General features: G+C 70.7%; 7 protein-coding genes and 1 pseudogene. 1 reads left to right on the plus strand and 7 read right to left on the minus strand.

Annotated elements, in window-relative coordinates; translation table 11 throughout:
* Positions 1 to 8: 8 nt before the first annotated feature.
* The 5 genes and pseudogenes from gyrB to ACWPN3_RS24505 all read right to left on the minus strand — a co-directional run bounded on the left by gyrB (position 9) and on the right by ACWPN3_RS24505 (position 7,963).
* The gene (gene gyrB, locus ACWPN3_RS24485; RefSeq protein ID WP_109095914.1) at positions 9 to 2,492 is read right to left on the minus strand and encodes a DNA topoisomerase (ATP-hydrolyzing) subunit B; all 2,484 of its coding nucleotides are present in this window, start codon (positions 2,490 to 2,492) and stop codon (positions 9 to 11) included.
* Positions 2,493 to 2,582: 90 nt separating this feature from the next.
* A complete protein-coding gene (gene recF / locus ACWPN3_RS24490; protein WP_492241364.1) occupies positions 2,583 to 3,761 on the minus strand; it encodes a DNA replication/repair protein RecF in 1,179 nt (392 codons plus the stop codon).
* A 64-nt stretch (positions 3,762 to 3,825) separates the two neighbouring features.
* Positions 3,826 to 4,955: pseudogene (dnaN, locus tag ACWPN3_RS24495) on the minus strand (DNA polymerase III subunit beta).
* A gap of 181 nt (positions 4,956 to 5,136) precedes the next feature.
* Positions 5,137 to 6,918, minus strand: a complete 1,782-nt coding sequence (locus ACWPN3_RS24500; RefSeq protein WP_492239830.1) for a hypothetical protein — start codon at positions 6,916 to 6,918, stop codon at positions 5,137 to 5,139.
* A gap of 169 nt (positions 6,919 to 7,087) precedes the next feature.
* On the minus strand, positions 7,088 to 7,963 hold the full coding sequence (locus tag ACWPN3_RS24505; protein WP_492239831.1) for an SDR family oxidoreductase: 876 nt from the start codon (positions 7,961 to 7,963) through the stop codon (positions 7,088 to 7,090).
* A 122-nt stretch (positions 7,964 to 8,085) separates the two neighbouring features.
* On the opposite strand from ACWPN3_RS24505, the gene ACWPN3_RS24510 reads away from it, so the two are divergent.
* Complete coding sequence (locus tag ACWPN3_RS24510) at positions 8,086 to 8,931, plus strand: tetratricopeptide repeat protein (RefSeq protein WP_492239832.1); 846 nt, start codon at positions 8,086 to 8,088, stop codon at positions 8,929 to 8,931.
* 92 nt (positions 8,932 to 9,023) lie between these two features.
* Here ACWPN3_RS24510 and trxA read toward each other — a convergent pair whose 3' ends face one another.
* Complete coding sequence (trxA, locus tag ACWPN3_RS24515) at positions 9,024 to 9,347, minus strand: thioredoxin TrxA (RefSeq protein WP_098740783.1); 324 nt, start codon at positions 9,345 to 9,347, stop codon at positions 9,024 to 9,026.
* Positions 9,348 to 9,495: 148 nt separating this feature from the next.
* Positions 9,496 to 13,017 carry a double-strand break repair helicase AddA gene (gene addA / locus ACWPN3_RS24520; RefSeq protein WP_109095908.1) on the minus strand — a complete coding sequence of 1,174 codons (3,522 nt, stop codon included), beginning with the start codon at positions 13,015 to 13,017 and terminating at the stop codon, positions 9,496 to 9,498.
* Positions 13,018 to 13,098 lie beyond the last annotated feature (81 nt).

Here is a 13,098-nt window from a genome sequence, read left to right on the forward strand (position 1 = left end):
CCCGATGATCACACGTCCAGGTTCGACACCTTGAGCGCGTTGTCCTGGATGAACTCGCGGCGCGGCTCGACGACGTCGCCCATCAGGGTGGAGAAGACCTCCTCCGCCTGATCGACGTGGCTGACGCGGACCTGCAGCAGCGAGCGCTTGGTCGGGTCCAGCGTGGTTTCCCACAGCTGGTCCGGGTTCATCTCGCCCAGGCCCTTGTAGCGCTGGATGGTGACGCCGCGGCGGCCAAGCTCCATCACCGTGTCGAACAGGGCGACGGGGCCGGTCAGGGCGCGGCTTTCCTTCTGCTTCTCGAAGGCCTTGCCGGCGGTGCCGAACACCCGCTTCAGGTCGGCGGCCAGCGCGTCCAGGCGGCGGGCCTCGCCGCTCTTCAGCAGGTCGGTGTCGAACAGGTGGCGGTGGGTGACGCCACGCCGGGCGCGGATCACGGCATAGCCGCCCTGGGGCAGCGCCTCGCCGCGCCAGCCGCCGTCGGCGTCCAGCCCGTTCATCCGCTCGGCCACCGCCTTGGCCGCGGCCTCGGCCGCCGCCTTGTCGTCGGCCAGGACGGCGGACAGGGTGCCGGCGACCGACGCCTGCTCCACCACCATGGCGTTGCCGACCTTGCGCGACAGCGTGTCGATCGCCGGGCGCGCGGTGCGGGCCTGCTCGACCAGGGCGGCCAGCTGCTCGCCGATCAGCAGCGAGCCGTCCGACAGCCGGACCGACAGGTCGCCCAGCGCCGCCTCGACCAGATACTCCTCGAGCGCCCGGTCGTCCTTCAGGTAGCGCTCCTTGGCGTTGCCGCGCTTGATGCGGTAGAGCGGCGGCTGGGCGATGTAGAGATAGCCGCGCTCGATCAGGTCGGGCATCTGCCGGAAGAAGAAGGTCAGCAGCAGGGTGCGGATGTGGCTGCCGTCCACGTCCGCGTCGGTCATGATGATGATCTTGTGGTAGCGCGCCTTGTCGGCGTTGAACTCGTCGCTGATGCCGGTGCCCAGCGCCGCGATCAGCGTGCCGATCTCCGCCGACGACAGCATCTTGTCCAGCCGCGCCCGCTCCACGTTCAGGATCTTGCCGCGCAAGGGCAGGATGGCCTGGGACTGGCGCGAGCGGCCCTGCTTGGCGGAGCCGCCGGCCGAATCGCCCTCGACGATGAACAGTTCCGACAGCGCCGGATCGCGCTCCTGGCAGTCGGCCAGCTTGCCCGGCAGCGACGACATGCTGAGCGAGCTTTTACGCGTGATGTCGCGCGCCTTACGGGCGGCCTCGCGGGCGGCGGCGGCTTCCACCACCTTCTGGATGACGCGGCGGGCGTCGGCCGGATGCTCCTCGAAATACTGGGCCAGCGCTTCGCCCACCACCGCCTCGACGACGGGGCGGACTTCCGACGAGACCAGCTTGTCCTTGGTCTGGCTGGAGAATTTCGGATCGGGAACCTTCACCGACAGGACGCAGGTCAGGCCTTCACGGGCGTCGTCACCCGACAGGCTGACCTTCTCCTTCTTGGCGATGCCGGACTCGGTCGCGTAATTGTTGATCGCACGGGTCAGCGCCGCGCGGAAGCCGGCGAGGTGGGTGCCGCCGTCCTTCTGCGGGATGTTGTTGGTGAAGCAGAGCGTCGTCTCGTGGTAGCTGTCGTTCCACTGCAGCGCACATTCCACCGTCACCACGCCGCCATGCTCGGTCGGCCGCTCGTTCTTCAGCGTGATCGCCGGCTTGTGCAGCGCCGTCTTGGAGCGGTCGAGCCAGCTGACGAAGGCTTCGAGGCCGCCTTCGTAGTGCAGGTCCTGCACCTTCGGCTCCACCCCGCGGGCGTCGGTCAGCAGCAGGCGGACGCCGGAGTTGAGGAAGGCCAGCTCGCGCAGCCGGTGTTCCAGCGTGGCGAAATCGAACTCGATGTTGGTGAAGGTCTCGGTCGAGGGCATGAAGGTGACTTCGGTGCCCGACAGCGGCCTGCCCTTCTCCGGCACCATCGGCGCCTCGCCGACGTCGGCCAGCGGCGCCTCGGCGTTGCCGTGGCGGAAGCGCATGGTCCAGGTGCGGCCGCCGCGCCAGATGCGCAGATCCAGCGTCTCGGACAGGGCGTTCACCACCGAGACGCCGACGCCGTGCAGGCCGCCGGAGACCTTGTAGCTGTTCTGGTTGAACTTGCCGCCGGCATGAAGCTGGGTCATCACGACCTCGGCCGCCGAGACGCCTTCCTCCGAATGGATGTCGGTCGGGATGCCGCGGCCGTTGTCGCGCACCGTGACCGATCCGTCGGCGTTCAGCACGACCTCGACCTTGTCGCAATAGCCGGCCAACGCCTCGTCGATGGCGTTGTCGACCACCTCGTACACCATGTGGTGCAGGCCGGAGCCGTCATCGGTGTCGCCGATGTACATGCCGGGGCGTTTGCGCACGGCATCGAGCCCGCGCAGAACGGTGATCGATTCCGCCCCGTAGTCCGCCTGCTGGGGCTCCGACTGCGGGAGGTCGTTCTTCAGTGCTTCCTGTGCCATGCGTCGACTATAACAGATTCGGTTGCGGATACGGCGGTTTAGCGTGCGTCGGCATGCTTTTTTTCCGGGATTTTTCCCCGATTTCCGCCCCTATCCGGGGCGGATGTGCGCGTCTTCGATGTGGAAGCGGCGGGCGTTGTCCCCAAGCGGGTCGAAAACCCCCTCGTCGGTGCCCGTCATCCAGGCCTGGGCGCCCAATGCCAGGATTTCGCCGAACAGCGCGGCGCGCCGCTCGGGGTCGAGATGGGCGGCCACCTCGTCCAGCAGAAGGATGGGTGCGGCGCCGCGTTCGGCCGCCAGCAGCCGGGCATTGGCCAGAACGATGGCGATCAGCAGCGCCTTCTGCTCGCCGGTGGAGCACAGCGCCGCCGGCATGTCCTTGGGCGCATGGCGGACGGCGAGGTCGCTCTTGTGCGGACCCACGGTGGCGCCGCCGCCGTCGGCATCGGCGCGGCGACCGCTGCGCAGGCTGTCGCGCAGCGCATCCTCCGCCGCCAGCGCCGGGCCTTCGTCCAGCCAGCGCTCCACCGTGCCGGCGACGGCGAGGTCGGCGCCGGGGAAGGGGCCGACCGAGCGGGCGCAGGCGGCGCGCAGCCGCTGCACCACCTCGCGCCTTGCCGCGGCGACGGCGATGCCGGTGGTCGCCATCTGGTCCTCCAGCGCGCCTAGCCAGCCCTCGTCGAAGCGGCCGTCGCGCAGCAGCCGGGCGCGTTCGCGCAAGGCATGCTCGTAGCGCGACAGCCGGCCGGCATGGGCGGGGTCGAAGCCGAAGACCAGCCGGTCGAGGAAACGCCGCCGTCCGCTCGACCCTTCGAGGAACAGCCGGTCCATCTGCGGGGTCAGCCAGACCATGGCGACATGGTCGGCGAGTGCCGTCTGGCCCTTGGCCGGGTGGCCGTCGATGCGGACCAGCCGGCGGTCGCGCTCGGAACTGCGGCTTCCGTCATGCGGCTCGCGGCCGGTGCCGATCTCCACCGGCCCCAGCGGGGTGTCGAGCGTTGCCGCCACCGCCCAGCCGGCGCCGGGCGGCGAGCCCAGCCGTTCCACTTCGGCCAGCCGGGCGCCGCGGATGCCGCGGCCGGGGGCAAGGAAGCTGACGGCTTCCAAGAGGTTGGTCTTGCCGGCGCCGTTCGGGCCGATCAAGGCGACGGGCCGGCGGTCGGGCTCCAGCCGCGCGGAGTCGTAGCCGCGGAAACGCGTCAGCGTCATCCGCCTGACCGCAAGGGCCGGAGCAAAAGCCGGGGTCGCGGCGGACACGCCGCCGCTCATCGAAACTGCCGTGTGGTGCAACTGGTCCGTTCCGCCTGGGGCGGGGAGGATCCCCGCAGCCCCATCACACGCGCATCGGCATCAGGACGTAGAGCGCGGTCGAGTCGGCGACGTCGCGGATGATGGTCGGCGACGCGGCGTCGGCCAGCGTGAACTGGGCGCCCTCGCCCTCGATCTGCTGCGTGATGTCCAGCAGATAGCGAGAGTTGAAGCCGATTTCCAGGGGGACTCCTGGTAGCTGACCTCCAGCTCCTCGGTCGCGCTGCCCGATTCCGGGCTGGTGGCGGACAGGGTGAGCGCGCCGCGGACGAGCGACAGCTTCACCGCCCGGCTCTTCTCGGTGGAGATGGTGGCGACGCGGTCGACGGCGGCGGCGAACAGCTTGGCGTCCACCTCCATCACCTTGTCGTTGCCGACCGGGATCACCCGCTCATAGTCGGGGAAGGTGCCGTCGATCAGCTTGGAGGTGACGACGACACTGTCGAAGCCGAAGCGGATCTTGTTGTCGGACATCGACAGCTCGATGCGGTCGGCGGCCTCGTCGACCAGCTTGCGGATTTCGGTGACGGTCTTGCGCGGGATGATGACGCCGGGGATGGCCTCGGCCCCGTCCGGCAGCGGCATCTCGACCCGCGCCAGCCGATGGCCGTCGGTGGCGACGGCGCGCAGCACCGGCGTCTCCAGGCTGCCCATCTTGCTCTTGGCGGCGTGCAGGTAGATGCCGTTCAAGTAATAGCGCGTCTCCTCGGTGGAGATGGCGAAGCGGGTGCGGTCGATCAGCCCGCGCAGGTCGGCGGCGGCGACCGAGAAATTGTGCTTCAGCTCGCCGCTGGACAGCTGCGGGAAATCCTCCACCGGCAGGCAGGACAGCTTGAACTGCGACCGGCCGGCGCGCAGCGTCAGGATGGTGCCGTCGCCGCCGATGTCCAGCTCCACCTGGCTGCCGTCGGGCAGCTTGCGGACGATGTCGAACAGGGTGTGGGCGGGGGCGGTGGTGCCGCCGGGGCGCCCGACCGTCGCCGGGACCGTCTCGACGATCTCCAGATCCATGTCGGTGGCGGCCAGCGACAGCTCGCCGTCGCCCGCGCGCAGCAGGACGTTGGACAGGATCGGAATGGTGTTCCGCCGCTCGACCACACTCTGCACGTGACCCAGGGAACGGAGAAGGGCGGCGCGTTCGATGGTGATGTTCATGCTGGCGTCGTCTCGGCCGGAGGGGAGCTGTTCTTGCGGAGCCACCGGGGTTGCGGGCCGTTGTCCGGCCGTCCCGCCCCGAGCGGGCGCGCATCATACCACATCGACGGGTGGGTCGAACCAAATTGTTGCGGCTAAGGCCTTCGGCATCATTATGCCCAGGCCTTCGGCCGAGGGGGATTCACGCCTCCCCCCGCCGTTTTGCCTCATGCAGGCGCAGGATATCGACGAAATCGGCGCTCTGCCAGTTGCGGGACCGGCTCAGCTCGCTGCGCACGCTGGCGACGAAGGCGTCGATCACCGCCCATTCGTCGGCGGCGATCTCGCCATCCGCCTCCAGATAGCTGTAGACCACCCGGTGCAGGCCCTGGCTGACCGGGCTGATCCAGCCATCCACCGTCTCGCCCATCGCCGCCATCAGCCGGCGGATGCGCAGCATGTGGGCCATGCGGTGGCCCGGCCTCTCCTGCGGCTCGGCCTTCATCGCCTGGAGGAAGGCGAGGCGGCCGGTCTCCACCGCATAGAGGCGCAGCGACTTCAGCTCCGGGTTGGCATAGCCGGCGGCGCCGAGGGTGCGGCCCCAGCGCCAGACCAGCTCCAGCAGCCAGACGATGTCCTCATGGTCGGGCACCGGGGCATGGCGGGCGCCCATCGCCGCCTGCATCCGGGCGGCCAGCGCCGGCATCACCGTGCCGGTCAGCTCGCGGCTGACCGCCGCCAGCTCCGCCCGCAGGGCCGGGCCGGTCGAGCGGCTGGCGAGGAAGCCGGTGCCGGACAGCGCGGTCAGCGCCCGGTCGAAGCGCTCCACCGCCTCGTGCAGCAGGGCGCGGGTCGGGGCGGGGGCGGACAGCACGCCGCCATCCTGGATGTCCATGTCGCCGAACATGCCGTCCACCACCTCGCGGATGGTGGTGCAGGCGGCGGTGAAATGGCAGAGCAGGGCGCGCAGCAGCGGGTGGGACTCGCGCACCGCCGGTCCCCCCGACCCGACATGCTCGCGCACATGGCGCAGGAACACGTCGTAGCGCCGCTTGACGTTCAGCCCATAGAGCGGGGCGAACCAGGCCAGCAGCTGCGACTGGTCGCGGAAGGGCAGGCCGAGGTCGCGCACCCGGCGGACGAAGCCGACCATCAGCGCCGACTGGCAGTCCACCTCGGCGGAAGTGGGGGTGGCGAAAGATGGATTGGCGGAACGGGGGTCGCCGGCGCCCTGCATGTCCCCCATCCGCATCTCGTCGATGTCGCGGCGCATGCGCTCGGTCAGCGGCACCAGCACCGCGTTGTGCTCCAGCAGGGCGCGGACGAAGCCCAGCAGGTCGCTGTCGATCGGCGCCTTGCGGCCGAGATACTGGGTGCGGAGCGCGGCGTCGTGCAGCGCCTCGTCGTTCGCCAAGGCCAGGAACCGGTCGGTCAGCTTGCGGTCGCCGGCCATGGCATAGAGGAAGTCGAGTGCCTCCTTGCGCATCAGCTCGCGCATCGCCATCGCGTCGGGGCTGGCCAGCACGGCATCCAGCATCGCCTCGCGCGCCATGCCGTCCAGCCGGCTCTGCACCTCCGCCGCCAGCCCCGGGAAGGCATAGCGGGTCAGCGCCGACCAGATGCCGCCCATGTCCACCCGCTGGACCAGCGCCGGCACCGACTCGGCCGAGCGGTAGAGGACGGGGTCGTCGACCAGGAAGGGCTCGAACAGGCTGGTGAACAGGCGGCGCGCCTTCATCGGCCGCAGGCGGTTGAAATGGTCGACCAGCGCATCGCGCAGGTGCCGCGCCCGTTCGCCGTTCGGGCTGGGCGTCCCTTCGACCGCATCCAGCACCGACCGGATGGCGTGCATCGGGATGCGGGCGACGACCTCGTCCATCTGGCGGCGGAAGGCAGTGACGTCGGTGCAGCTCCCGCCCGGCGAAGAGGCCGGGGATGCGGCGGGAGAGGCTATGGAGAGGGTGGCCGTCGGCGTGCTGTTCATGCGCACAACACCTCGCGGGATAATCGTCGCCTGGACGCTTATGATCCCGCGAGATTATTAAATATCTTTTGCCAATTCCACGCGTGTCTTCGGAAAAGTCTTATGATTACCGGTATATGTCAGGGAATTGCTTTGTAACCTTAGCTTTGCTGTCCACCCTTTTTCTTGGCTACAGCCCCGCCGCCAGCTGGGCGTCCAGCCCGGCGCGATAGTCGGGATAGGTCAGGGCGACGCCGAGCTGGCGCTTGATGCGGTCGTTCTTCACCCGGCGGCAATCGGCGTAGAAGCTGGCGGCCATCGGCGACATCTCCGCCCGGTCGAACGGCACGAGCGGCGGCGGCTCCACCCCCAGCAGGCGGCAGGCATACTCCACCACCTCGTGCGACGGGCTGGGCAGGTCGTCGACGACGTTGTAGATGGCGCCCAGAGTCGGCCGCGCCATCGACGCCCGCAGCGTGCCGGCGATGTCGTCGACATGGATGCGGCAGAACACCTGACCCGGCTTGTCGACCCGCTTGGCGATGCCGTCGCGCACCGAATCGAGGGCGCTGCGGCCGGGGCCGTAGATTCCGGCCAGCCGGAACAGGTGCATCGGCACGCCATACTGGCGGTACAGGTTCAGCCAGCCGCGCTCCGCCTCGACCCGCCGCTTCTGGCGCTCGCCGGTCGGCTTCAGCCAGGACGCCTCGCTGACCCACTCGCCGCCGGTGTCGCCATAGACGCCGGTGGTGGACAGGTAGCCGGCCCAGTCCAGCGTGCGCAGGTCGGCCAGATCGCGGCCATGCTGGTCGAGCACCGGGTCGCCCTTGCCGTCGGGCGGGATGCTGACCAGCAGGTGGGTGGTGCCGGCCAGCGCCGCCTTCGCATCGGCCAGCGGCCGGCCGCGGTCGAACAGGAAGGCCTCGATGCCCTGGGCCTCCAGCTCCGCCCGCTTTTCCTCGCTGCGGCAGGTGGCGGCGATGCGCCAGCCTTCGGCGCGCAGCCGGTCGGCGAAGACGCGGGCGCTGTAGCCGAGGCCGAAGACGAACAGGCGGGGATCGGTCATCGCGGGCGGTTCCGGTTGGAGCGGCGGAGGGGCGGCGGACTGTGTAGCACCGAACTGTGTAACACCGGGACCGGGCCTGCGGACTTGCGCCCCGCCCGGCGATGGCGGAGTGTAAAGACACCATGACCCGACGCAATCCTTACCTTGCCGGCGCTCTCGCGCTGGGGCTTCTCGCCGCCGCTCCGGCATTCGTGCCGGCCCCCCTGTCTGCTGCCCAGGCCGCGTCCTCCGGGCCGCCCTCCACCCTCGACCGCAACCGCGAGCTTCAGGCCTGCGCGGCCAAGGCGGAGGCCAACCCCGAAGGGGCGCGGGCCGATGCCAAGCGCTGGCAGGAGCAGGGCGGCGGCGACTCCGCGAAGCTGTGCGAGGCGCTGGCGCTGTTCCATGCCGGCGACTTCAAGGCGGCCGGCACCCAGATGGAGGCGCTGGTGCCGACGCTGGGCAAGGACGACCCCAGGGCCGCCGCCTCGCTGCTCGGCCGTGCCGGCTGGGCGTGGCTGCGGGCGGGCGACCAGGGGCGGGCGGAACGGCTCTACAGCGCTGCCCTCGACAAGACGCCGGGCGACGTCGACCTGCTGATCGACCGCGCCTTCGCCCGTGCGGAGGGCGAGCGTTTCTGGGATGCCGTCGCCGATCTGGACGCGGCGCTGACCCGCGACCCGAAGCGGGCCGACGCCTACCTCTACCGGGCGAGCGCGCAGAAGGCGCTGTCCAACTACCGGCAGGCGCTGGCCGACATCGACCGGGCGCTGGAGCTGAAGCCCGGCGATCCGGAGGCGATCCTGCTGCGCGGCAACGTCAAGGCGCTGGGCGGCAATCTGGGGGCTGCGCGCGACGACTGGTCGCTGGCCCGCCGCGTCGCCCCCGACAGCGACTGGGGCCGCGCCGCCGCCGACAACCTCGCCCGCACGGCGGAGGCCGCGGGGGATGCCGGCAAGGACAAGGCGAAGGAAAAGAAGGTGCAGTAAGGGGGCTTCCCCCACGGCCTCCAAAAGAAAAAGCCCCGCCGCGGTGACCGCGGGCGGGGCTTTTTCCTGTCTGGACCGCTGTGGACGGACGCTTACAGCGCCGAGTCGACCCACTGGAACAGCGCACCCTTGGGCAGGGCGCCGATCTTGGTGGCGGCGACGCTGCCACCCTTGAACAGCATCAGCGTCGGGATGCCGCGCACGCCGTACTTGGTCGGGGTGTCGGGGTTCTCGTCGATGTTCAGCTTGGCGACGGTGACCTTGCCGTCATACTCGCCGGCCAGCTCGTCGAGCGCCGGGGCGATCATCTTGCAGGGGCCGCACCATTCCGCCCAGAAATCGACCAGGACCGGGCCGTCGGCCTTCAGGACGTCCTGCTCGAAGCTGTCGTCGGTAACCTTGATGGTGGTGCTCATGTGACCTCGTGCTGGATTCGGAAGCGCCGCGGACCGGTTGTGGAAGGCCGGCGGCCATCGCCCCGTCAGTGGAATTGAGCAAAATGTAGGGCGGAGGCGCCCGGCCGGTCAAGTCACCCCATCTTTCGGGTGAGCCGCCGGCAGCACCTCACCCCACCCTGGGGCCCAGCCCGGCCGCCGCCGCGTCCATCACCGAGGGCGGCAGCTCCATGGTGTAGGGACCGTCGGTCCACAGCAGCACGCAACGCACCCGCCGCCCCGGATAGACCGCGCGCAAAGCCTCGCGGTAGGCCGCCATCTGGCGACGGTAAACCATTGGAACGTCTTCCAGATCCCGCGGCGGCGGCCGGTTGGTCTTATAGTCGACGATCCACACCGTGTCCCCGGTCAGCGCCAGCCGATCGATGCGGCCGGCCAGCGCCCGGCTGCCGTCGCCGAGCGCCACCACCCCGATCAGCGGCACCTCCGCCCGCGAGCCGGGGCCGAACAGATGCGCGAACTCCGCATGGCTCAGCACCGCCAGCGTCTCCCGCGCGATGGCGTCCTGCTGCTCCGGCGTCAGCTTGTGCGCCGGGCGGGCCAGGAAGCGGCGGCAGGCGGCATCCCGCGCCGCCTCGGCCAGGTTGGGCAGGGTCTGCAACAGCCGGTGGACCAGCAGGCCGCGGCGGAAGCGCTGGCCGTCGTCGTTGCCGAGCGGCGAGCGCACCGCCGGCTCCTCGCCGTCCGGCCGCGACGGGGTCAGCGGCCGCGATGGCTCCGGCTCGCCCGGCGGCGGTTCGCCGATCCAGGGCGGGGGCGGCTCGGCGGCGGCACTTTCCTCCGTCTCGACATGGCGCGGCACCACGGCGGTCTGGGCGCCGACCAGCCGCCAGCCCTCTCCCGCCCAGCCGTCGGGGCACAGGCCGGTGAAGTCGAAGGGATGCTGCACGCCGTTGTCGCGCATCGCCTCCTCGACCAGCCGGTACCAGCAATCGTCGGACGGCTCGCGCTTGCCCTGGTGGCCGCAGATGTAGAGCCGGTCCTCCGCCCGCGTCAGGGCGACATAGAGCAGCCGGCGGTATTCCTGGTCGCGCCGCCGGTTGGCCCGCGCCCGCGCCTCGGCGCACAGCCCGTCCTCCTGGGACCGCCGGGCGGCGAACAGCGGCACCGGGCAGTCGTCGTCCGGCCACAGGATCGGCGGGCTCTGGGTCGGGCTGCCCAGTGTGTCGGGCAGGAAGACGATGGGCGCCTGCAAGCCCTTGGAGCCGTGGACGGTCATGATCCGCACGGTGCCGCCGCCCTGCTCCAGCTCGCGCTTGATCTCGGCGTCGCTGGCCGCCAGCCAGGCCAGGAAGTTCTGCAGGGACGGCGGCTCGGTCTTCTCGAAGGCGAGGCAGACGGCCAGGAACTCCTCCAGCGGATCCTGCGCGTCGGGGCCGAGCCGCTTCAGGATCGCGCGCCGTCCCGACCGTTCGTCGGCGGGGCAGGGCCGGTTCAGCAGGCCGGCGAACAGCTCGTAGGGAGCCGAGAAGTCGGTCCGTGCCAGCAGGTCGCCCAGATAGCGCCGGGCCGGGCGGAATTCCGGCTCGGTCTCCGCCAGCGCCACCAGCGAGCGCCACAGCGTGCCGCGCCGGCCATGGGCGACGCGGAACAGCGCCTCCTCGCTCAAGCCCACCAGCGGCCCCTTCAGCACGGTGGCGAGCGTCAGGTCGTCGTCGGGCAGCAGCAGGAAGTCGGACAGCGCCACCAGATCCATGACGGCGAGCTGCTCGGTCAGCACCATGCGGTCGACGCCGGCCACCGGCACGCCGCGGTCCTTCAGCGCGCGGACCAGTTCGGTGACGAAGGCGGTGCGGCGGCGCACCAGCACCATCACGTCGCCGGGCTGCACCGGCCGGCCCTTGGCCTCCAGCGTCTCGCCGCCGTCGATCCAGCGATGCACCGTCGCGGCGATGACCGAGGCGAGGCGGGCGGATGGCGAATCTGCGGTCTCGCGCGCCACCGGCGGCGCCCAGGCCGGCGTCTCGACCGTCTCGGCCGGCTTCACCGGCGGCCACAGCTCGACCAGCCCGGCCTGCCCGCGGCGGAAGGCGCGGTGGCGGATGGTCGGGTTGGCGTCCGAGGCCACGCCGTCGCGGGCATGGTCGAGCGCGAAGACGGCGTCCACCGTCTCCAGCACCGCCGCCGTCGAGCGGAAGGAGATGTCGAGATCGACCCCCGCCCATGTCCGCTGCGCCACCTCCGCCTTGTCCTGGAAATGGCGGCGCATGCGGGCGAATTCGGCGGGATCGGCGCGCTGGAAGCTGAAGATCGACTGCTTCTCGTCACCCACCGCGAAGACGGTGCGGATCTTGCCGTCGGGGGCGGCGGCCTCCAGCTCGACGAAGAACTCGCCGGCCAGCGAGGCGACGATGGCCCACTGGTCGGGGTTGGTGTCCTGCGCCTCGTCGATCAGGATATGGTCCAGGCCGCCGTCCAGCTTGTAGAGCACCCAGGGCACCCGCGGCGTGCCGTCCTTGCCGCTCAAGAGCCGGTTGGCCGCCAGGATCAGGTCGTCGTAATCCAAGAGAGCGCGCGCCGCCTTGCGCTCGCGGTAGGCCTCCAGCATCGCCTGCGCCAGCGTCAGCAGCGCGGTGGTCGAGGCGGCGACCCCGGCGGCCTTCACCCGCTCCGAAATCTCGACCAGCCGTTCCGCTTCCTTTTGCAGGGAGAGCAGCGCCTGCGGGTAGGCGGTGGCCGGCTTCTTGGTCATCAGTGTCTTGCGCGGGCTGCCGTCCGCGGTCAGGAACAGGCGCCTGTAGGCGTCGAAGGCGCGCACCCGGCGGTCGGCGGCGTCCAGCCAGTGCTGGATGGCGATGCCGCGCTCCTGGTCGCTGGCGCTGCCGCCCGACAGCGCCCGGCAGGCCTCGCGCAGGGCCGGCGGCTCGCACTGGTCGTCATGGCAGGCATGGGTGAGGATCGTTTCCTCGGTCACGCCGGGCGGCACCTCCAGCGTGTCGTGGATGGCGTCGATCAGCCCGTCCAGCCCGTGGAAGCGCTCGAACAGCTTCTCCACCTGCCCGCGCTGGCCAGCCAGTTCGGCCAGCAGCCCGGCGAAATCCTCGGCATTCAGCTCGCCGGTCAGCCGGCCCATGGCGCGGCCGAGCGGGCTGTCCGGCTCGGTGCGGCCGGCATGCAGCACGGCGTCGCGCGCCTCGGTCAGCAGCCCATCGGCGGTGCGGTCGTCCATCACGTCGAAATGCGGCGCCAGCTCGGCTTCCAGCGGGAAGCGGCGCAGCAGCGACTGGCAGAAGGCGTGGATGGTCTGGATCTTCATGCCGCCGGGGCAGTCCACCACCTGGGCGAACAGCCGCCTTGCGTTCAGCCGCGCCTCGATGGACGGCCGCTCGCCGCAGAGGTCGGCCAGCCGGTCCTCCAGCGCGTCGTCGGGCAGGGTGGCCCACAGGCCGAGCGTCCGGTTGATGCGGATCGCCATCTCCGCCGCCGCGGCCTTGGTGAAGGTCAGGCAGAGGATGCGCGCCGGCGGCGTGCCCGACAGCATCAGCCGCAGCACCCGGTCGGTCAGCACCTTGGTCTTGCCCGAACCGGCGGACGCCCCCACCCAGACCGACGCCGTCGGATCGGACGCCCGCCGCTGCGCCACATTGGGATCGAGCGGCAGGGTGCGGGTGGGCAGATCGGTCATGGTCATGAACGGGGCTTCCGGTGCCGGAGCAGGCGCTTATCCCCTCTCCCCCCGGGGAGAGGGTTAGGGTGAGGGGGATGCGTAGCA

The organism is Azospirillum sp. UENF 111221, assembly GCF_058780625.1.

Excerpts from the sequence above, each read along its gene's own strand:
- gyrB (WP_109095914.1), bottom strand. The coding sequence starts at position 2,492 with ATGGCACAGGAAGCACTGAAGAACGACCTCCCGCAGTCGGAGCCCCAG.
- recF (WP_492241364.1), bottom strand. The coding sequence starts at position 3,761 with ATGAGCGGCGGCGTGTCCGCCGCGACCCCGGCTTTTGCTCCGGCCCTT.
- ACWPN3_RS24500 (WP_492239830.1), bottom strand. The coding sequence starts at position 6,918 with ATGAACAGCACGCCGACGGCCACCCTCTCCATAGCCTCTCCCGCCGCA.
- ACWPN3_RS24505 (WP_492239831.1), bottom strand. The coding sequence starts at position 7,963 with ATGACCGATCCCCGCCTGTTCGTCTTCGGCCTCGGCTACAGCGCCCGC.
- ACWPN3_RS24510 (WP_492239832.1), top strand. The coding sequence starts at position 8,086 with ATGACCCGACGCAATCCTTACCTTGCCGGCGCTCTCGCGCTGGGGCTT.
- trxA (WP_098740783.1), bottom strand. The coding sequence starts at position 9,347 with ATGAGCACCACCATCAAGGTTACCGACGACAGCTTCGAGCAGGACGTC.
- addA (WP_109095908.1), bottom strand. The coding sequence starts at position 13,017 with ATGACCATGACCGATCTGCCCACCCGCACCCTGCCGCTCGATCCCAAT.